Consider the following 20,952-nt stretch of genomic DNA (forward strand, 5'->3'; position numbering starts at 1 on the left):
ATGGCATTAAGCGCTAAGCACATGGCAAAGCTCAGGGATAAGCTGTGGCGGTTGAATAATCTCTACTTCATCACGGATAAGCAGGGCAAGAAGGTTCGCTTCCGAATGACGCCGGAGCAGCTGTCTTATTTCGAGCAGATGCATTTTCGCAACCTGATACTGAAAGCTCGCCAGCTTGGCTTTACCACTGAGCAATGCATCATCCAGCTTGATGCAGCGTTATTCGAGTCGGCTAAGTGCGCATTGATCGCTCACACGCTGAACGACGCCAAGCGCCTGTTCCGTGAAAAGATCCAGTACGCCTATAAGCACCTGCCCCTAGAGATACGCCAGGCCAACCCGGCAAGCAACGACGCCGCTGGCGAGCTGGTGTTTTCCAAAGGCGGCTCGCTGTATATCAGCACGTCGTTCCGTGGCGGCACCCTGCGTTACCTGCACGTCTCTGAGTTCGGGAAGATATGCGCCAAGTTCCCCGACAAGGCGCGGGAGATAGTCACCGGTGCTTTTGAAGCAGTATCCGATGAGTGCTTTGTCACCATCGAGTCGACGGCAGAGGGTCGCGCAGGTTCGTTCTTTGAGTACAGCCAGCAGGCAGAGAAGCAGGCGTTATCGAAAACGCCACTGACCGCTTTGGACTGGAAGTTCTTTTTCTTCTCCTGGTGGATGAACCCACTCTACTCATTAGAGACTGACCGCAAGCTACCGCAGCGCCTTGTCGACTATTTCACCGAGCTTGAGATTAAGCACGGCATCAAGGTAACCGCTGGACAGAAGGCGTGGTATCACGCCAAAGAGCGCACGTTAGGCGACGACATGAAGCGGGAGTATCCATCGATACCCGCCGAAGCGTTCCAGCAGTCAGTCGAGGGCGCTTACTACGCCAAGCAGTTCGCCAAGCTCTATTCACAACAGCGCATTGGCGAGATCCCTAATAACTCACACCTTCCGGTATCCACTTACTGGGATTTGGGCGTGGGCGATTCCACGGCTATTTGGTTTGTTCGCAAGGTCGGTACTGAATACCACGTCATCGACTACTACGAAAACAGCGGCGAAGGCCTACGTCACTACATGAAAGTGCTGAAAGACAAAGGCTACACGTATGACGAGCATTGGGCGCCTCACGATATTGATAACCGCGAGTTTGGCGGCGACGGCAAGTCACGCCGAGATATGGCTAAAGACGGCTACGAGATAGACGGTAATAAATACAGCATCAAGTTCAACGTAGTGCCAAAGGCGGGCATCGATGAAGGCATCGAAGCAGCTAGGGAGATTCTGCCCAAGTGTGCATTCGACCTATCGAAAGCCGAGAAAGGCGTTCTCTGCCTGGAAAACTACCGTAAAGAATGGGATGACAAGCGCGGCTGCTGGAAAGATAAGCCGCTTCATGACTGGTCGTCTCACGGCTCTGACGCGTTCCGATATTTCGCTGTCGCTAATAATCGCAAACCCAAGCCACGCGCTGGCATGAAACGAATCGGAGGCCTCGGCTAATGGCGGTCACATCGCAGAATGAACAGTATACCGCCATGCTCGAAGAGTGGCAGGAGATGGAAGACGCGCTTGTTGGGCCTCGCGCCATTTCCGCTGGCGGCATCATCTATCTGTCAAAAACCTCGGGAATGATCGAGGCCGAGTCGCTTGCGGCCACGGATAACAGCCCGCTAACGCCCGCGCAGGCCAAGCAGCTTTACGATGCGTACAAGCGCCGCGCCGAGTATCCTCTTTGGGTGAAAGACTCGCTGCGCACGATGGTTGGCTTAGTATCGCGCCAGGAGCCTGAGATTCAGCTACCGAATCAGATGTCAGACCTGCTTAATGAGGCAACCAGCGACGGATTCAGCTTAAAACAGCTCTACTTGCGCATTGTGGCCGCTCTACTGACCAAAGGCCGAAAGCCTTTGCTGGCTGAGTTTGACGATAACGGAAAGCCTTACATTGCGACCTACACCGCTGAAACGGCACCTAACTGGCTAACCTCAGATGCTGGAGGGCGGCAAGACTTAACTCTAGTGGTATTTACTGAGCAAAAGCTAAAGGCTGGAGCTGACGAATTCGCGCCTGAATACGAAACCGTTTATAGGGTGCTCGATCTTCAAGAGGGTCTGCGTTACCGCGTTCGCATCATGAACGAGGCAGGCGTTGAAATAGAAGATACCGAATACCCCGGCCTCATTGGCGGCACCCAGTCAACGCCGCTAAAGTTCATTCCAGCCGTGTTTGCTGGAAGTACTGACAACAACGCGGATGTTGACGAGATCCCGCTGCAGACAATGGCTAAAGCCGCGCTCAAGTATTACCAGCTTAGCGCTGATTACTACACGGCGATGCATTACACCGCCCACCCCCAGCCGTGGATTGCAATGAACGGTGACGGTGATATGCGCGTCACTGGCCCTATGGCTGCCTGGATGCTGCCAGAAAATGGCAAATGCGGTTATCTAGAATTTACAGGCGCGGGCATTGAAAAGCTTCGCCAAGCCATGCAAGACCAGCAGAACGCCGCTGCTGAGTCAGGCGCCAAGACTATCGACATTGGCGGCATGGAGTCAGGCGAGGCCCGCAAGGCTAGGCAGAATGACCAATACTCCGCGCTTTACAGCGTATGCGTGAACGGTGCCGAAGCGCTTGAGCAAATGCTGCGCTATATCGCGTACTGGAAGGGCATGAAAGAGTCTGAGGTAGCTGAGCAAGTCATCTTCAAGGTTGAGCCCAAGTTCAGCAAAGAAGAAGTAGACGCCGCGATGCTTCAAGTCGTCTATAACATCGTCATGGCTGATCGTGCGCCGAATGAAGTGCTGTTTGAATCAATGCGCAAAGCTGGACTTACTGACATGTCAGACGATGAGCTGGTTTCGCTGATGACAACAGGAGGTTTGCCGCTGCCCGAAGGGGTTGAGTGATGGATGAGATCGAGCGCGCACAGCAGAAAGCCTTTGATGCAGTCCTTCGCAATGCCTTGGCTGTAGAGCGAAACAATCGCGGCTTAGTGGCTGAGATGAACGATGTGGTGGGTAATGCAGGTAGATCGCTAGGCATGGAGCTGCTAGAGCGATTAGACAACCTCACCCCTGGCGAACTGCGCACGCTGAGCCGTTATCGCTCAGGCCAGCGCGTTGACCGTTTGCCGACCCGCGTGCAAGGCGTCGTCAAGTTCCTTGATGAGTGGGCCGCATCGCTCGGCACCACGATCATGTCGACGTGGCAAGACGGCGCGATAGAGTTCACGCAAGCGGAATCGGACTTCATCGTTGATCTGATGCAAGAGACGCTAGTTGATGCGCCAACGGCTGCTATTAGCGCTGCAGCGGTCTATAAGCAGGCGATGGAAACGCCAGCGCTCGGCATCTTCATCGAGGACGCGCTTAAAGACGCGGGCAGCGATACCAAGGCCCGCGTGATCAGCCGGATTCGTGAAGGCGTCAGCCAGGGGGAAACGAACGACCAGATAGTGCGCGCCCTGCGCGGTACCAAGTCGATGAATTACAGCGATGGTGTGCTGAAGACGACGCGCAATAACTTACAGACGATTGTTCGCACTGGTCGCACCCACTTGTCGAATATGGCATACGATGAAACCTATTTAGCTCTGGGTGTTGAGCAGGTCGTTTTCGTGGCAACCATCGACGGCCGCACGACATTGCGTTGCAGTGATCTGGATTCCGACGTGTTCGACGTAGGCAGCAACTACCCGCGCCCTCCTCTGCATTACGGCTGCCGCTCAGTCATTGCGCCCTACTTCGGTGGCCGCATCGCTGGCAATAGGCCGTATGTGAAAGCCTTCCAGCCTATTCAGCGTATACCGAAAGACAAGCGCCCTGATGGCATGATTGGGCAGGTGCGAGCATCAACGTCGATGACCGACTTCCTTAAGCGCTCCGACAACGCCGCCTTTGCCCGCCAATACTTTGGCCCCACCCGTTACAAGCTATTCCAAGAGGGTAAGATCAGTATCGGGCAGATGATTCGCGCCGACGGGACTAGGTACACGATTGCAGAGCTTCGCCAGCAGCACGCGAAAGACTTCCGCGAGGTGTTTGGTAGTGGTATTGGTTAGGTTTAGTGATACCCTAATCATAAAGTCGCATCATGGATGGGAGCCTTATGCAATCGAGTTTTACAACCCAAGAATTCACGTTAGAAATATCTAACGGAATGCACTACCAGTGTGCAATTCAGTCCTTCGGCCCTGATGGATTCTCCCCGCTGCTGTGTAAGACAAGTAAAGGAGCCCCAGCGTACGAAACAGTTATGTATATGCGACTGCCAGCTCCAGGTAACGGCAATGCGAGAGACAACCTACAGGAGCTGGTTGAACAAATCCGCTCCATCATCAGTAATGACGGCGGTGATATAACGGGTTGTTATCTTCACGATGGCCATGACATTGTAACTATCGGCGATTTTAAGGATCTGCTGGGCGAAAATACTCCAGTTAGCACCCTAGATGAAGATGGCTGACCCTCATTTTCGGGCATGGTGGCAATGCTGGCAGCGACAGCAGGCCGGTATTGCCACCTTTCACGACCTGATCATCATGCGGATGAATTGGGAGTTGAGTTTGGCTGTGCAGATTAAACTGGGAGCATTCGATGAGCAAAGCTGAGATAAGCGCCTTGGTTGGTAATAAAGCCGCCATGAAGGCAATCAAGCTAATTGATCGCGCCGCCTCTGCTTGCCACTTTGGCGAGCTAACCGACAAAGAGCTTTGCGCCGATATTGAAGCATTTCGGAGCGAGCTGGCAGCAATGGTAGAAGACGACACCGGTTCTTAGGCGACCAATCGCCAAGCAATACCACTTACCTAAGCCCTGGCATCCGCCGGGGCTTTTTCGTAGCCGCAGCAGGAGAAGCAACTATGTTCACAGTGAAATACTCACCAGCAAACGACAATACTGTCCTTGAAGAAGCGCAGAGAGATGTAACGCTTATTCAGCATGGCGAAACTGATTATCACACTATCACCAAAGGCCTGGATCAAAAGGATCTGCCGAGAGTGATTATTCAATACCAAGGCTCTGACGGTGAGCGCGTCCGCCGGTTTATTTATGCAGACGACCGAGCCTGGATCATGAACGCCAACGGCAAGACCGTGGCGACGGTATAAACCCAAATTTCGATCAATAGGCTGCCTAAGGGCGGCCTTTTTTATGCCTACTAGGTAGGTATCGCAACGCTCTAGGAGCACAACATGGCACTGGAAATCGACTTCGCTGAACTTGGCCTTGAGCTGGATGAAGAAAAGGCGAAAGCCCTCAAAGAGGCGCTATCGACCAAGCATCAAGAGGCTATCGACAAAGAGGTGGGCGGACTAAAGACAAAGCGCGACGAGCTGCTCGCCAACGAGCGCAAGCTAAAGGACAGTCTCAAGCAGTATGAAGGCATTGATCCCGAGCGCGCCCGCAAGCTTGAAGATCAAATCGCACAGTCTGAAGAGGCCCGCCTGATTGCCGATGGCAAGATGGATGAAGTCATCAATCAGCGCACCGAGCGCATGCGTAGAGAGTATGACCGCAAGCTGAACGAAGCCACACAGACCGCCGAGCAAGCCAAGACGTTTGCTGACAAGTTCCGTGGCCGCGTTCTAAGCGATGAAATCCGTGGCGCTGCGTCAAAGCTTGGCCTTATTGATAGCGCGTCACAAGACGCCTTTCTGCGTGCGCAAAGCCTGTTTGAAGTCGATGACGAAGGCAATGTTGTAGCTCGTGAGAGCGCCGGTTACGACAGCACCGGCAAGCCTCTCACCCCTGAAACGTGGCTTGAGTCCATGCGCGACCAAGCCCCTCACTGGTTCCCGACTCCCAAGGGGAGCGGAGCCCCCGGCAGTACCGGCAGTTCCTCAACGCCTAGGGCGTGGAAGGACGCAAAAACCACGGCTGAAAAAGTCGAAATCCTGAAACGTAAACAGCAATGAGGTAACACCCTATGGCACTTGCCGATATGAAAGTCTTCAACGACTTCATGTACTCAGCCGCTACCGAAACGATTCGGCAGCAAATTGAGCTCTTTAACTCCGCTACCAATGGCGCTATGCGCCTATCACAGTCAGGCAATGTAGGCGACTTTGCGCAAGAGGCCAGCTACAAAGCTATTGGCGGCCTGATGCGTCGTCGTAACGCCTACGGCTCTGGCACCGTAACTCCTACCAAGCTTGAGCAGCTTACCCACATCGCGGTCAAAATCGCTGGCGGCACCGCCCCGGTTGAGTTCGAGCCGCAGCAGTTCTCCTGGATTCAGCGTAATCCTGAAGAGGCTGGCGTCGTGATCGGTGAGCAAGTGGCTCGCGGCGTGATCGCCGATGAAGTGAACACCGCTATTCTTGCCCTGCAAACCGCTCTTTCAGGCAACACTGATATCGTTCACGACGCCACTGCCGCCGCCCTGACGCTTAACGCCCTAAACAAAGGGGCTAGCAAGTTCGGCGACCGCATGATGGATATCATGGTGTGGGTACTTCACTCCAAGGCCATGACTGATGTGTTCGACGGCGCGCTGACCAATTCCAACCAGTTGTTCGAGTTCGGTTCCGTTCGCGTGACCCAGGATGGCTTCGGTCGTCGTTTCGTGATGACTGATGCCCCGGCTCTGTTCGAGGCTGACGGCGGTGGCGCGGGAGTGGATCACTACCACACCCTAGGCCTGTCCGAAGGCGCTGCCATGGTCGAAGACAACGGCGATTACTACGCCACTGTCGAAGAAAAGACCGGCAACGAGAATATCGAGCGCGTCTTCCAGGCTGAGTACACGTTCAATCTTGGCCTCAAGGGCTATGCGTGGAATACAGCAGTTAAATCACCGACCGACGCGGCCATCGGTACCGGTGGCAACTGGTCTAAGATCGCCACCGATAACAAATCAACCGCAGGCGTGCTGGTAACTTCACTCTGATAACCAGGGGCGACCTTCGGGTCGCCTCGATTTAGGAGATTGACATGGAATTGACTTACTCAGACCGCAAGACCGGTTTTGAACAAGGCAAGAACTACCGCAACCCTCGCCACTTCGCTCGACCAGAAAAGGCCGATAGCGTAGTGGTTGAAGGTGACTATCCCGAGGTAGTGAAGGCTTACGAAGCCATTAAGGTGCCGGTCAAGACGGTAGCCGCGCCCAAAAAGCCAAAAGCAACCGCTAAGACTGACAAACCATCAGCCGCAACCGCCGACAATCAAGCCGACAAGGAATAACCCATGCCCTACGTCACTATCACTCAAGTGGATGAAGCGCTCGGTAGTGACTGGGCCGAGGAAGCCGCCAAGCCGTTAGCCGTGCAGATGGCAAGCGACTGGCTCACGGCTAAAGGAATCCCAGCCGACGTTGACGACGAGCGCATTGTTCGTGCTGGCGCCTACCTCGCCAAGATGGCGGCAGGCGGGACGCTTTACGCCGATAGCGAAGGAGCGATTAAGAGTGAGTCGGTAAAGGCAGATACGGTGTCTGTGAGCACTGAATATCAGGACGGCGCCAAGGCGATGCTGGGCGACATGCTCTACATCAAAGACTTGTTGCGCCCCTGGCTTAACCCCTTTGGCTCTAGCGTCCGCATTCTGTCGAGGTTATGACATGGGTAAAGTAATCAGTCTTGATGACCATAGACCCCACAACAGCGGGCAGGCCAAGTGTCTAGGATGCCAGCATGAATGGTTTGCTGTCGCTCCTGTCGATACTCACGGCAACCTAGAGTGCCCGTCATGTAGCCTATCCAAAGGCGAGTTCAGCGGCAATTTCTTTCCGGCTGATGCGGAAACCTACCAATGCAGTACGTGCGGCAATGACCTTTGGTTAGTGTTGCTTGACGGTATTTTCTGCCGAGGCTGCGGGGCCACTACCAGCCTTGAGGATCTGTGATGGGATACATCCAAGACAAGCTAAACGCCAAGCTCCCAAAAGCGTATGACGGCAAGCTGAGCGACGCCATCAAGCCCTTTGAGTGCGTGCGCTCTACTGCTTCGGGTGAGTATGATTGGGAGGCTGGCGAGACGCCTATTGTGACCACTGGTTACCGAGGGCGCGGCGTTTTTGGGTCGTTCAGCCAGATGGAAATCGACGGCGAGAACATCCTTGCGACTGACTACAAGCTGAGTGCCGCGCTCAAGATCGAAACGGTCATGGTGGTTGATGGCGAGCCTACGGGCGAGCTGGCCACGCCAAAGATTGATGATGTTATTAACGGAATGAAAGTTGTCGGTATTGGCGGCGACCCGGCAGATGTTACACATACTCTGCAATTGAGGAAAACGTAATGGTTAAGGGTGGCTGGTCCGTACCGTTGGGCGGCTTTATCCAGGAGGTTGAAGGCCAGCTAAGCGCCCAAGGCGCTGAAATGGTGCTGTTCGCCCTGCAGCAACTGATCATTCATTCGCCCGTCGATGAAGGTGCCTACCGTGGCTCGCATTTTCTAACGATTGATGACGTCGACCATGAAAATGTACCTCATTACGGGCCAGATGAATCAATGCGCGAGGCTGAACGGATTCTGGCGGACAGCCCGTCACCGTTCAAGCTGGTCACTATTCAGACGAACATTCCCTATGGCGAGCGCATCGAGGATGGATGGTCTGGCCAAGCGCCGTATGGCGTTTACTCTATCGCCTACAACAGCACGCGGGAGCGCTACGGACGATGAATCCAACCTTCGAATCCATCCGCCTAGCCATTGAGCGGCGCCTATCCACTTGGGATGGCGTGCCGGTCGAGTACGACGGCGCACCGCAGACACCCGATGTTAGAGCGGCGATTGAGAACAAAGAGAGCTGGGTACGCTGCACTATCCAGCACGGAGCCTCTATTCCTGCGGGCAACGCCTCGGAGCCGTGCGTACGGCGCACCGGGCTTGTTAAGTTCCAAGTGTTCACGCCAAAGCATCGAGGTTCACGCCCTGCCGCGTTGCTCGCTGACTCACTGGTACCGTTATTTGAGTTCTACCAAGACGGCCACTTCGAGACGCAAGCCATGAGCGTTCAGCGCATTGGTGAAAGCAACGATTGGTACCAATACAACGCAACTACGCCGTTCAGAATGGGGTGATTATGCAGATTGCCGGAATGGTCTTTACAGCCGTGGCGCTGGCTATAAGCGCAGGCGCTAACTTCTTGATCCTTATCACGATTCAGAAGCGACTAGCCGAGCAGCAAAAGCGAAACGCCGAGTTCCTTGAATCGCAAATCTCAATCCTGGACGAGATGAAGGCAGTGCATGAGGAGGAAAAGCAGATGCACTCCGAGCAAATGCAGAGCAACGCCGCCTTATTTACTCGATACGGCCAAGTGCTCGACGCCTACCGACGAATACATGTCTGGAAAAACCGATAACCCACCCCGCACCAACCAACCGCCTTCGTGGCGGTTTTTTTGTATCACCACCACGAGGTAATTAACTATGGCAAGTGGCTCTCGCGCCCGTATTGCCCGCCGCCCGGCTGGCTCTACTGACAATTGGCAGATTCTGCGCAACACCGGCGATACGCTAACTGTCGCTATGGATACTGTTCGCTCGGAAGAGATCAGAGACGACCGAACCCGGGGCGATCAAAAGACAACGATGATCAATCCTAACGGCACGGTTAGCTTTGAATTTAGCGCTGTGAATTTTGATTCGATCATGTCGTCTGTGCTGAGTAGCGCATGGGTAACTGACTCAATCACCAATGGCGTCACGGAAACCCGCTGGGACTATCTGAAGAGCTACATGGATCTGGGTGAACATATCTTGATCTCTGACGCATCAGAAACTCAGCTGCAATTATCAGCCACATCAGGACAAAAAGTGACTGGGCAAGTGACCGTCATGGGTCGCGGCCACGATGATGAATACGACCCGTCTGGCGATACGTTTGACGAGCCTGAAGCGAACATCATCATGGATATGTCGAACAACTTCCACACAGTGCTGATCGACGGCAGTGAGCCTACAGGCATCTGTATCAAAGGCTTCGACATCACCATCAACGGCAACTTCCAGTCTGACCAGTGCGGCGGCAATCTTTACCAGCACCACGAGCCGGGCACCTTCGATTTTAGCGGCAACATAAACTTCCGCTTTTCGACTGCCTCGATGGGACTGTGGCGCAAAGGCTTGCTAAGCGACCCGATTGCATTTGGCTTTTCGCTGTCAGCAGAAGACTACTCCTACGCCCTGGCGCTGCCTCGCGTATTCCTGAGTGGTGAGCTGCCAAACGGCGCACTAGATACCATCCTCGACCAGCAGCTTGATATTGCTCCAGGGCGCGACGCGACCGGCGTCATGATGAGCATTACCCGCACCGTACCCGTCCCTTAACCGCTTTGGCCTCCCCGCTGTTTGTCCGTGGCTGGGAGGCCTCTTTTATTACGGACAATCACCCATAACGGATAGAGGTAGTAATCATGAGCTTTCGTATTGATAAATTTGACGCATCTAAATTCACCGACGGCGAATGGTGCGAAATCATGGGCGGCGAGTTCAAAATTGCCCGCATGCATAACAGCGTTTACCGCGACGTTAAGCGCAAACTGGATAAACGCTATCGCAAAGATCATGGCGACGAGCTGACCGCTGAACAGGAAGACCGCAAAGAAGCTCAGCTTGTCGCAGAAGGCTTGATTCGTGACTGGCGCAACGTGACAGCGCTGAATGAAGACGGCGAAGAAGTGCAGGTGCCCTACTCAATTGAGGCCGTGGCCGATCTGCTGCAGAACCGCCCTGACGTGGTGCCATTCATCGCACAGAAAGCGGTAGACCTTGAGCGCTTTGATCGCATCGAAGCCGAAGAGCAGGCAAAAAAGCCTCGGGCTTCCTCCGCTGGCAAAGCCAGTTCTGCCGCGAAGGCCAAAGCCTCTTAGAGGCTCAGGAGGAGTATCGCGCAGACTGTGAATTCTTGGGCGTCGACTATGACGCCCCTGAGCTTGATGAGCGCACCAACTTTTGGATGGGCGCGTTCTCAATTCTCCATCGCACGCGCCAACCCGGCATGAGCGGCATCACCCCAATTAATCCGGTGACTGTCCTCGACCTTGCCGAGCGCCTTGAGTGGCCGTGTGATCCAGAAGAAGCGCTATCAGTCGTAATAGCGATGGATGATACGTTCAGAGAAATAAACCAGCAGAGCCAGCAACACCAAGCCGCCTAATCAGGCGGCTTTTTGTATGCACCTCGCGCGAAACCCTAAGCGCATCGCGATTTCGTAAGCCTAACGACTAACAAAAACACACAAGCATTAGTTGTAAAGCGGCTTTACAGACCCTATTCTGGTACGTATAAATGCGCAACGCGCTTCTCGCTCTTTAATTCCAAGAGCAGCCCTCGTTCAGGGCGCAGCAACTAAGTAGGTAGCCGTCATGAATACACCCTTCGCCAAAAAACCTATCGTCTTACAGGCCAGTAGGCTTTGTACGGCTGTGACTATGGCCGTGGGCGGCATGGTTGTTACGCTAGAAGATGTGCCCGCCTCTGTTTATACGACGGCAATTGAGCGAGCGTCTTCAGTCTCCTATGCAGAAGCCCAGCAGCGCATTAGGTCTGAAAGGTGCGTGGATGCCTTAAAAAATTACATATCTTGCCTAGATAGCGTATTGGTTAAGCTCAGCAAAGCCGAAGAGGCCCCATCAGTTTTTGGTATTGATAACTGGTCTTCTCAGCTGGATGATATCCATCAGCTAGAAGAAGCGTTCGATGCAGAGATCAATAAGGCGAGAATGCTCAGAGCCGAGCTTTTGCCGGAAACAAGGCAGGCCCGGAAGCTGCTTGGCATTGCTCGCGTCAAGCTAGGCAAGGCTATTTCTGACCTTCGCCGATTGAACGGCAACGCCAAGTCGTTCGAGAGCGATATAGACCTACAGGGCTTTTACGCTCTTGCTGATGCTCGTAACGAGCAAGCGCAACGCTTTCATTAGGGGCTGTTGATGGCTTCTGTTGAAATACATCCAGATTTTGAAACTGCCTTTGTTGTCATAGCTGATTCATTCCCAGGATTTGAAAAGCAGCTCAGACTTGATTTCATCCGTTTCATAGAATCTGACAGAATGGAATATCCTGACTACTTTGGTCGCGACTCGATATACAACTGGCCTCAAGAAGCGGAGGCAGAAGCAGTAAGTCACATGCATATCGCTTTGCCGCCAAGGGTCTTTCGATCAAATTCATTGATTGATAGAACAAACCCCAGGGTTGCAGATAAGGATACTTGCTTAGTCTACTGTGAGCATGCTATCACTCCTGGAAGAATATTGTTTCTGGATTTTTTTCACCCAGAAGCCCATAAAAAGGCTCGATGCGAGCGCACTATGAAGCGCTTGGCCAGGAATGCCAATAAATTCCATGACGACTGGTGAGCCGAGCTCACATCCTTCTCCCCTACCCCTTGTCCCCAATCCGCGCTACGATTAGGAAAACTAAGGGAGGGTGCCGCATGGCTTACCAATCACGTTTAAAGATCATCACTAGTGAAGGCGGCGAGCAAAGGCTAGAAGCGCTTGAGCCAATGAGTGAAAAAAAGGCTGCTATTGGAGCTACTGCTTTTAAAGCGGCCTTGGAGAAAGTTCAATCGGCTGAGTTTGCCAATGGGCTTACTTAAACCCATTGCGGCAATCGCCGCCTTAGCCTTAGCCTTTCTCTATATCACGGGAGAAACAACCTCTAGCGAAGACGTCAAGCCAAGGCCGGATATTGAGTTTTCGGTCACTAAGGACGATTCCGATCAGTATCGGCGGCGCGTTGAAGTGTTGCTAGCTCAGCCAGTTAGCGAGGCAGAACTAGAGGATATTGCCGAATACCTCGTGAAAGATGGGGCAACCAACACTCTTATCGGCTATCGCATAGAAGGCGACAGTGATTATGGTTACTGGGCCACGACTAACTACACTCCTAATCTAAGTATCAGGATTATAGGAACTGCTTCGGAGCTTGGAACAGATATGGCAAGCCAATCAGTTAGCAAAGACACAGGCGAGATTACTCGTGATGAATACGGCGAAGAATGGCCGTTTACAGTGGATAGCGGGCGCCTAGAATGCTGGCGTGGCCCTGCTGCAGTGTTCGTTTCTGAAGGAACGGTTTATCAGTTAAATGGAGTGGCTAAGACAATGGGGCATGCGCCAATTGATCCTATTTGGCGAGATAATCCCGCAATCCCTGGTACCAAGGTAAGCCTTGGCCCAGTGATCCAAAGAGCTCTAAAGCTCTGCAACTGAACACCAAATAACCACAGCCCGCCTCGGCGGGCTTTCTTCTTCCTAAGCCCTGGCATCCGCCGGGGCTTTTTTGTGCCCGGAGTTTGCCATGAGCTTTCAGTCGCGCCTTGAATTGATCGTTGATAGTCGCTCTGGCGAGCAACGACTAAGGGCATTTGAGGATCAGCTAGATCGCGCCCAGGGTTCTGGTGACCGCTTAGCCAAAGGTATGGGCGTGCTTAAAATTGCACTAGGCGCTGCCGCTGCAGCTGCAGGTGGCTTTAGTGTTGGCAAAGTTATAACTGAAACAGCCTCTTTTGAGCAGAGTCTTTTGCAGCTTCAAGTCGTATCCGGCGCCACCACTACTCAGCTTGCTGAAATGGAAGCACAGGCACGCTCGCTTGGCGCAACAAGCGCGTTCTCAGCAAAGCAGGCTGCTGATGCTCAAAACTTTCTCGCTATGGCAGGCATGAATGTAAACCAGGTGCTTTCTGCCACTCCCGGCATCCTCCAGCTAGCTACAGCTGGAAACATGGATTTGGCGCGAGCGGCGGATCTCGCATCCAATGTATTGGGTGCAATGAAATTAGAGGTATCCGAACTAAGCCGTGTAAATGACGTTTTGGCTGCAACCGCTAATGGCTCTAATACAAGCATAATTCAGCTTGGAGAGGCGCTGTCTTACGCTGCCCCTCTTGCTGCAACCGCAGGCGTATCAATCGAGGAAACGGCGGCAGCAATCGGCGTCTTATCTGATGCTGGCTTGCAATCATCTCGGGCTGGCACAGGTCTGGTAGGCGTTATTCGTCAGCTATCAAACGTAACTCCCCAGGCTGCCGCAGCGCTTCAGCAATATGGCCTTACTACTGCCGATGTGAATATCGAGCAAAACGGCCTTCTAGACGTCCTTGATAAGCTTCAAAAGGCCAATATTGGTACAACTGAGTCATTCCAGATCTTTGGGTCTGAAGCTGGGGCGGCAGCAAATATACTGGCTTACGGCGCAGTCCGTGTTAATGAGTTTACGGGCGAGCTAGAGCTGGCCGAAGGAACCGCCGCTAGAGCTGCACTTATCCTTGGTTCTGGGCTTGAAGGCTCTTTCCGGTCGCTCAATAGCGCTATTGGAGAATCAACCCTCCAGCTAGGCCGTGATAGCGGCATGAGCGCCGCTCTTCAAGAAGTCGTTAACACCGCCACGGGCGTGATCAGCGTCTATAACGGAATGTTGCCCCAGTTCCAGCAGGCTAATGACCTGACTGATGAGCAGGCCAAAAACCTAAACACTACCGCTACGGCTATATCGCTGACCGCAGGCGCAGTGGGCGGACTTACTTCTGCTTACGTAGGCTTAACTGCTGCCACCTGGGCGGCCCACGCAGCTCAAACAGCCTTTGTGCGCATAATGCGCGTGAACCCTATTGTGCTGGCAGCAAGCGCTATCGCCGCGCTATCTGGGGCGCTCTACACCGCAAGAAATCGCACTATCGAGTTTGGCGATACAACAGCAAGCGTATCTGACTGGCTGCAGGGTGCGTGGTCAGCAAGCGCAGAAGTGTTTGCTGAAAACTGGAGCGGAGCCGTTGACTCGGCAGTATCTTCCTTTGAATGGATGGCCGAGCCTGTCGGCAAGGTGGTTAATTGGTTTAGCGTCACGTTCGAGGCGCTAATGACCAGCATTGGCACCATTACACAAACCACCATCAACTCAATGATCGGCTACTTCGGCACCATTGGAGACGTTGTTGGCATAGTTACCCGCACTATGCAGGAGCTGTTCAGCGATGCTTTCGATAACATCCTCGATGTAGCTGGCGGATTTTGGGAATCAATTCAGGCTGTCTTTAGTGGTGATCTAACATTCAGTGCTTTTAATTCCGCTGTAGAGAATCTGAAAAGCGGCTTTGTTAGCACCATGGCGGGAGCTGCCGATGAAATTGGCGTCGCATTCCGCGAAAACATGGGCCGTGATTACCTGGGCGAGGCTTTCGATTCGCTAAGTGGGCAGGCTCAATTCTTAGCTGATGACTTCACCGCCCTGGGTGACCGCATCTCTGACGCTGCGTTTGTAGCCAGGATGTCGCGCAATGGCTTCGGTTTAGTAGCAGAGGGATTTAGCGAAGGGAAAACCCAGGCGCAGCTTTTGCAGGAGCAGTTAGATCAACTAAATCAGTCGCTAGCAGACCCTGCCAGCGAAGAAGCCGCCAAAGCCGCCAAGACCCTAGCCGACAACTTCGAGTCCCTAAAACGCCAACTAGACCCCTCCTACTCCTCGCTAATGGACTTCTGGGAAGGTATCGAGCTGCTTAATGAAGCGATTGATACCACCACTATTGAGGGAATGACCGAGTACAACCGCTTAGTTGGCCTTTTGACTGAGCGTTACGCCGAGGCCACTAAAGGCAGCGACGATGCAGCTAAGCGCATGAAGTCGCTCGCCGATACCTACGACCGGGCTCATATAAAAGCCCAGCAGCTAATCACTGACCTAGCAGCCATCAACCAAGCATGGATGAACGACCCAGCTAACGGTGCGCAATATGCCCGCATGGTTGCCAACATACGTGAGGAAATGGCCGAGCTGGCTCTTGAAGGCAACGAAACTGCTGCAGCTCTTAATGCAGCCTGGGAAAACATGTATGAGCGTGCAGATGATCTGGGCGTTGACTTCTGGCGAGGCATATTCAGTGGCGCCAAGACAGGCATGGATCAAGTCAAAGACACCATCCTAGATAGCCTTGCTGAGATATCCCACGCACTGATTACGCGCCCCCTAACAGTCGCCTTCGCCACAGACCTTAAAGGAATGCTGGGAATGGGTGGCGCTCAGTCGGGCGGTGGCTTTAGCAACACCATCGGTGCAGCAAAGAACCTGTATAGCTCTGGTTCGTCTCTGCTTGGTCTCGGTGGATCTGCTGCGGCAACCGGTGGACTCTACGGAAGCGCCGCAACTTACGGCGCAGGCACGCTTTACGGTAGCGCTGCAACGGGTGCAACTGTTGGCTCGGTGGCTAGTGGCGGCCTAGCCAGCAGCATCGCATCCGGTATTAGCACGGCTATGCCGTGGATAGCGGGCGGCCTCGCTATCGACTCACTGCTAGGTGGCGGCATCACTAAGGTCATTGGCGGCTTGTTTGGCAGCAAATCGCGTGGGCCGTCGTTTGATTTGATGACCACCCACCAAGATCCCAACACCATCTTTGAGGACGTCCAGCACGGTGTTAGTGCTACCGGGGCGTTTGGCAACGTTGGGTTTCATGGCGGCAATACCAATAGGCTCGAAGAGACGTTCGGCAGCTTCGATAACGCCCGCCAGTTTTTAGAAACCATCGCCGCCACTGATGACATGCTTGCCGCGTTAGCGCCCGATGACGTAGAGCACATGACGTACGCCATCCAGCAAATGCGGCTCAAATCGTCGGATGCTGCGGGCATTACTGAGCAGCTAGGCAATCGCACAAAAGCCGCTTTCGGCGCGATGTCGGGTGACTTCGGCGCATTCGCTCGCACCTTGAGCGGCAGCACCGAAGAGATCATTGCCCAGGCACAGACCACGCAGCAGGCGCATGCCCTTCTCACCAGCGCTTCGGAGCGTCTAGGCCTGCAGTTCAACATCGCGGGCGGCTATGCATACGAGGCGGCTCAAGACGTTGCTCAGCTGGCTGGCGGCGTTGAAAATCTCAGCGCACTGCAGCAGTCGTACTACCAAAACTTCTTTAGCGAAGCAGAGCGCGCCGCGCATCTAACCGCTGATCTAACGAGTGCTCTGGGTAGTATGGGGCTGCAACTGCCCGAAACTCGCGAAGGTTTCCGTCAGCTTGTAGAGGCTCAGGATTTAAGCACCGAATCAGGGCGTCAGGCATACGCTCAGCTACTCCAGCTTTCCGCCTCATTCTCGGAGCTAACGCCCGCTGTCGAAGCGGCTGGCGATGCTGCTAGTGGCACAGCCGACGCATTGCGCGAACGCGAGCAGCTAGAACGTCAACTGCTGACGCTGCAGGGCAATACCGCTGAGCTACGTCGCCGTGACCTTGATGCGCTCGACTCAAGCAACCGAGGTCTACAGCAGCGCATCTGGGCGCTTGAAGATGAGCAGGAGGCTCAACGGGAGGCAGAGCGTGCCCAGCAAGAGCGCATCCGAGCTATCGAGCAGGAAGCCAACGCATGGCAGCGCGCCCAGCAGCAACTTGCTAGCCTTGGCGTCAGCATCGACAACTGGATCGATAACCTGCGCGGCACAGATGCAGGCCTTGGCACCCCAGGCGATCAGCTAGCGGCGGCATCAGCGGCATTCGATGAGCAGTACGCCAAAGCCCTGAGCGGCGATCAAGCAGCGCTGGGCAGTATCACGCAGTATGCGGATCGCTTTATCGAAGCCCAAAAGGGCTGGTCAGCAAGCGGCGAGCAGACGGTCAGCACGATTGATCGTGTGACGGGAATGCTCGAAAAACTGCCCGATCAGCTAACGCCAGAGCAATTCCTTGCCGAGGAGTTCAAGGGCATCATCGACGGCCAGACTGTCACGCTTGAATCTGCCCAGTTTGACAGCATTGGCGGCCTGTCGGGAGCAATCACGGCATCGCTCGCGTCGGGCTTTGCAGGCATCGATCTGGATGCAAGCGGACTTATCGACTGGGCAGAGTTTTACAAAGCGTTCCAAGGACTGGCGTCTGAAGATGGGCTAAGAACCATCTTTAACGCAATTGATGCGAACGGCGACGGCACGATCAGCAAGTTAGAGGCCGTCAACGCCAGCACGAAGGACCTCGCTGACCCTAATACCGAGGGCATGAAAGTCTCTATCGGTCGGCATCACAACCCTAGCGGCTTGATCGACATGGCCTACAACTGGGGTACGAAATGGGCGGAGATGGGCGCATCTGCATTTAGCGGCGCAGGCGGTGGAGAGCTTGACTACAGCAAGCCGTCGACTAGTGGCTCGTCATCAGGAGGCGGCAGCGGCTCATCGTCCGGCGGGTCTGGGTCATCATCAGGTGGCGGGCCTGCTACACCGTCGGCGGCTCAGCAATGGATTGATCAGTTCTTTGCTAACGAGCCGAGCGCACAGCAGTTTTTAAGCATTGGAAACATCCTTGATAACTGGAAAAGCTACGACGGCGCTGTTCGAAAAACCGGCCAATCGTTAGTTGAGCTGGCAGCGCTGGGCGCGAATATGCCGGGTGATGACGTGCGGCTCAGCGACATCGACTCAAGCTGGAAGTTTTTTGCAAAAGGCGGCGTGTTCACAAACGGCATCGTCAGCAGCCCCACGATGTTTGACATGGGGGTGATGGGCGAAGCTGGCCCTGAGGCGATTGTGCCTTTGCACATGGGCAGTGATGGCCTCGGCATCAGAGACTACTCTGCCCCGCTTCCTGCCCTATCCTCATTCCCGCTGCTTAATCAAAGCGACCAAGCTCAAATTAATCGCGACTTACTTAATGAAGTTAAGAAGCTGCGTGAAGAACTTAACCGAGCATTGAACGACGTTAAAACTAACACCGCCAACACTGCAGATGCGGTGGCCACAGCGGCAGTGCGCGCTGAGCGGCAACTTTCTGAGCAGACGGACGAGCTGAGAGACGTAGCGCGCAACAGTCGCGTTAAGGGGCGCTACCCATGACAGACGCGCAGTATGAAAACTGGCTGGCAAACCTGTCAGCCAATCGCATTTTGCTTGCAGAGCTGCACCACGCCGGAGGCATTGAGTACGTGGCCACCGGCGGCTTTATCTCACGTCCGACTGATGCAAACCCTAATCGCCCCTACATCGACATACTCAGCAAAGCGGTTGATATATCGACGCGCATTGACGGAGTGGCGGGTTTCGGTCGCCTGGAGTTGTTCGACAACGGCGAGATTACCGACTGGGTAGACCGTGCTTGGCATGGGCATCCAATCATCTTGCGCCTGGGCGCCCCGGATTGGCCGCTTGACGATTTTCGCGTGCTGGCCAGAGGTCGAAACGCCGGGCTTAAGGAGTCCCGGCGCGGCGTGATCATGTTCGACATGGAGGACGAGAGCAGCATTTTCGACCAGCAGATTGATACGGGCGAGCTGCCCGATGCGAGCGGACCTGTACCGTTGGCATTGGGCAGCGTGTACAACGCCCCCGCGTACCTGCTAAGCACTGCGCCTTATGCGTTTAAAGCCTCTTACCTGGCTGTTACTGCGTTAACGCCGAAAGATAACGGTGACGACACAGTGATAAGCACCGTTGATCTGGCTAACGGCTCGTTTGAGCTGTCGGCGTCACTCGTCGGAACGCTAACAGTAGACATTGAAGAGCAGCACAACACGCCGCTAGCAGTGTGCCAGTGGGTCGCAGACTACTACGGCGTGCCGCTAGGCGATGTGGATCTGCCGAGTTACACAGTCGGGCTGTATTACAACAGTGACGTTACCGGCAGGCAGATACTGGATGAGCTTTGCGAGGGGCTGGGTGCGTACTGGTATCGCAACGCGCTTGGCGAGCTAGTTATTCAGCAGCACAAAGAGGCGCTCACTCCCGACCTGGGGCTGGTTGTCGATGAGATCGAAGAAGACAAGATTCGATTGATTGATACGCAGCCGCCCTGGCGAGCGCTGACACTGCGTTACCGCCGCAACTATTCCACGCTAAGCACTGTTTCTGGGGATGTTGAACAAAACAACCCCAGCGAAGCTGCGCGCCTGCGTAACGAATGGCGGGAAAGCCGCGCATCGCAGAGCGTCAGTTATTACCCGCTAGCAGAACAAGCCGAACGCGCCGAGCGTAACAGCGTGATTCAGAACGAAGCGGACGCAAACACTGAACGTGACCGGCTGTTAGCGCTACGTGGCGTACGGCGTGACGTGTGGAGCATTGAAGCATTTACGCCCCCAGTGCAAGCGGGCATGGCCATTGCCGTCGACCACCCCCGGCTAGCAGGCCGCATCGGTCGCGTGACGAACGTCAACCGATCCCCTACGCGAGGCACAACCAACCTGGAGCTTTGGCTATGAATGAAAACCTGCGCATTATTTTTGACAATGTGCATGACGCCGCAACCCTCACCGCAACATCCGAAGCCTCCCCGCTACTCCCGATTGAAAACACACAGCGCTCTGGCCGTAGTTATGTCTGGCGTTCGCTAGATACTGCTCAGCAGGTAATAACGGGGAGCCTCGACGGACCGTTATCAATTAACGGTGCGGTTATTTATCAGCACAACCTAACCAACTTGGCAAAAGTGCGGTTTGAATATTTGCGGCGCGGCGATGTTGTTTATAACTCGGGCGAACTGATAGCAGCGGAGTTAATCCCCCTAGGCGAATGGGTGGCGGGAATCGACCCATGGGGAGGGAGTCAGGTTAATAGCCTACCTAATGTTCAGCTTTCAGCATGGTCGCCAAGCTTTTTTGTTGACAGCTACCGAATAACGATTGATGACCCAGCAAATCCTGATGGCTTTATACAAGTACAACGCATTGCGGTTGGCGACTATTTCTCACCCAAGTTTAACGCTGCTTATGAGCCAGTTCTTGACTGGGTGGACACATCTGAGCACCGAAAAACTGAAGGCGGTTCGCTAAACACTGTAGGGGGAAGTTTAAGCCGCCGCCTAACCATTGATCTGAACTTCCTGGACTCTTCTGATCGTTCGAAGTTAACGCTAAAAGCGCTAAAAAGCGGAAAAACCTCAGATGTATTTATCAGCCTTTACCCAGCTAAAGGCGGGATAGATGAAGCTGAGCATGAGTTTTTAGCACGGCGCGAAAACAACTATTCCCATCGCCATAACTTTTTCAATAACTGGAAAAACCAACTCGTCTTTATAGAGGTGTAACA

At 54.1% G+C, this 20,952-nt stretch carries 24 protein-coding genes; all 24 read left to right on the forward strand.

Translation table 11 applies throughout. The annotated features are described in order from the left end of the window. A complete protein-coding gene (locus NF683_RS01630) occupies positions 1-1,497 on the forward strand; it encodes a terminase (protein ID WP_253921103.1) in 1,497 nt (498 codons plus the stop codon). Beyond that, a complete protein-coding gene (locus NF683_RS01635; RefSeq protein ID WP_253921104.1) occupies positions 1,497-2,906 on the forward strand; it encodes a DUF4055 domain-containing protein in 1,410 nt (469 codons plus the stop codon). Before NF683_RS01630 ends, NF683_RS01635 begins: the two co-directional genes overlap by 1 nt. Continuing rightward, the gene (locus NF683_RS01640) at positions 2,906-4,060 is read left to right on the forward strand and encodes a minor capsid protein (RefSeq protein ID WP_253921105.1); all 1,155 of its coding nucleotides are present in this window, start codon (positions 2,906-2,908) and stop codon (positions 4,058-4,060) included. The genes NF683_RS01635 and NF683_RS01640 overlap by 1 nt, the downstream gene beginning before the upstream one ends. Positions 4,061-4,107: 47 nt before the next feature. Beyond that, a complete protein-coding gene (locus NF683_RS01645) occupies positions 4,108-4,464 on the forward strand; it encodes a hypothetical protein (protein ID WP_253921106.1) in 357 nt (118 codons plus the stop codon). A 131-nt stretch (positions 4,465-4,595) separates the two neighbouring features. Beyond that, entirely contained in the window at positions 4,596-4,778 is a 183-nt protein-coding gene (locus tag NF683_RS01650) for a hypothetical protein (protein ID WP_253921107.1), read from the forward strand. An 83-nt stretch (positions 4,779-4,861) separates the two neighbouring features. Next, complete coding sequence (locus tag NF683_RS01655) at positions 4,862-5,110, forward strand: hypothetical protein (protein ID WP_253921108.1); 249 nt, start codon at positions 4,862-4,864, stop codon at positions 5,108-5,110. An 84-nt stretch (positions 5,111-5,194) separates the two neighbouring features. Continuing rightward, the gene (locus NF683_RS01660; protein ID WP_253921109.1) at positions 5,195-5,917 is read left to right on the forward strand and encodes a hypothetical protein; all 723 of its coding nucleotides are present in this window, start codon (positions 5,195-5,197) and stop codon (positions 5,915-5,917) included. 11 nt (positions 5,918-5,928) lie between these two features. Beyond that, complete coding sequence (locus tag NF683_RS01665) at positions 5,929-6,891, forward strand: major capsid protein (protein ID WP_253921110.1); 963 nt, start codon at positions 5,929-5,931, stop codon at positions 6,889-6,891. Between the two features lie 44 nt (positions 6,892-6,935). Continuing rightward, complete coding sequence (locus NF683_RS01670; RefSeq protein ID WP_253921111.1) at positions 6,936-7,187, forward strand: hypothetical protein; 252 nt, start codon at positions 6,936-6,938, stop codon at positions 7,185-7,187. 3 nt (positions 7,188-7,190) lie between these two features. Further along, a complete protein-coding gene (locus NF683_RS01675; protein WP_253921112.1) occupies positions 7,191-7,562 on the forward strand; it encodes a hypothetical protein in 372 nt (123 codons plus the stop codon). Positions 7,563-7,847: 285 nt separating this feature from the next. Beyond that, positions 7,848-8,243, forward strand: coding sequence for a hypothetical protein (locus tag NF683_RS01680; RefSeq protein WP_253921113.1), 396 nt, complete (start codon positions 7,848-7,850; stop codon positions 8,241-8,243). Further along, positions 8,243-8,626: a hypothetical protein gene (locus tag NF683_RS01685; RefSeq protein WP_253921114.1), complete on the forward strand. Its 384-nt coding sequence runs from the start codon at positions 8,243-8,245 to the stop codon at positions 8,624-8,626. Before NF683_RS01680 ends, NF683_RS01685 begins: the two co-directional genes overlap by 1 nt. Next, positions 8,623-9,027 carry a phage tail terminator-like protein gene (locus tag NF683_RS01690; RefSeq protein ID WP_253921115.1) on the forward strand — a complete coding sequence of 135 codons (405 nt, stop codon included), beginning with the start codon at positions 8,623-8,625 and terminating at the stop codon, positions 9,025-9,027. The genes NF683_RS01685 and NF683_RS01690 overlap by 4 nt, the downstream gene beginning before the upstream one ends. Positions 9,028-9,029: 2 nt before the next feature. Further along, a complete protein-coding gene (locus NF683_RS01695) occupies positions 9,030-9,311 on the forward strand; it encodes a hypothetical protein (RefSeq protein ID WP_253921116.1) in 282 nt (93 codons plus the stop codon). 67 nt (positions 9,312-9,378) lie between these two features. Further along, a complete protein-coding gene (locus tag NF683_RS01700) occupies positions 9,379-10,278 on the forward strand; it encodes a phage tail tube protein (protein WP_253921117.1) in 900 nt (299 codons plus the stop codon). Between the two features lie 86 nt (positions 10,279-10,364). After that, positions 10,365-10,820 carry a hypothetical protein gene (locus NF683_RS01705; protein WP_253921118.1) on the forward strand — a complete coding sequence of 152 codons (456 nt, stop codon included), beginning with the start codon at positions 10,365-10,367 and terminating at the stop codon, positions 10,818-10,820. A 35-nt stretch (positions 10,821-10,855) separates the two neighbouring features. After that, a complete protein-coding gene (locus NF683_RS01710; RefSeq protein WP_253921119.1) occupies positions 10,856-11,107 on the forward strand; it encodes a hypothetical protein in 252 nt (83 codons plus the stop codon). 208 nt (positions 11,108-11,315) lie between these two features. Then, positions 11,316-11,870: a hypothetical protein gene (locus NF683_RS01715; RefSeq protein WP_253921120.1), complete on the forward strand. Its 555-nt coding sequence runs from the start codon at positions 11,316-11,318 to the stop codon at positions 11,868-11,870. A gap of 9 nt (positions 11,871-11,879) precedes the next feature. After that, the gene (locus NF683_RS01720) at positions 11,880-12,308 is read left to right on the forward strand and encodes a type II toxin-antitoxin system YafO family toxin (RefSeq protein ID WP_253921121.1); all 429 of its coding nucleotides are present in this window, start codon (positions 11,880-11,882) and stop codon (positions 12,306-12,308) included. A gap of 77 nt (positions 12,309-12,385) precedes the next feature. Beyond that, positions 12,386-12,550 (forward strand): hypothetical protein, encoded by a 165-nt coding sequence (locus tag NF683_RS01725; protein WP_253921122.1) that lies wholly within the window; start codon positions 12,386-12,388, stop codon positions 12,548-12,550. Next, entirely contained in the window at positions 12,537-13,166 is a 630-nt protein-coding gene (locus NF683_RS01730; RefSeq protein ID WP_253921123.1) for a DUF2511 domain-containing protein, read from the forward strand. Before NF683_RS01725 ends, NF683_RS01730 begins: the two co-directional genes overlap by 14 nt. A gap of 88 nt (positions 13,167-13,254) precedes the next feature. Then, entirely contained in the window at positions 13,255-18,765 is a 5,511-nt protein-coding gene (locus NF683_RS01735) for a phage tail tape measure protein (RefSeq protein ID WP_253921124.1), read from the forward strand. Continuing rightward, positions 18,762-20,126, forward strand: a complete 1,365-nt coding sequence (locus tag NF683_RS01740) for a hypothetical protein (protein WP_253921125.1) — start codon at positions 18,762-18,764, stop codon at positions 20,124-20,126. Before NF683_RS01735 ends, NF683_RS01740 begins: the two co-directional genes overlap by 4 nt. Next, positions 20,123-20,950 (forward strand): hypothetical protein, encoded by an 828-nt coding sequence (locus NF683_RS01745; protein ID WP_253921126.1) that lies wholly within the window; start codon positions 20,123-20,125, stop codon positions 20,948-20,950. Before NF683_RS01740 ends, NF683_RS01745 begins: the two co-directional genes overlap by 4 nt. Positions 20,951-20,952: the final 2 nt, after the last annotated feature.

Source organism: Halomonas sp. MS1 (assembly GCF_024182575.1).
Classification (GTDB): Bacteria; Pseudomonadota; Gammaproteobacteria; order Pseudomonadales; family Halomonadaceae; genus Vreelandella.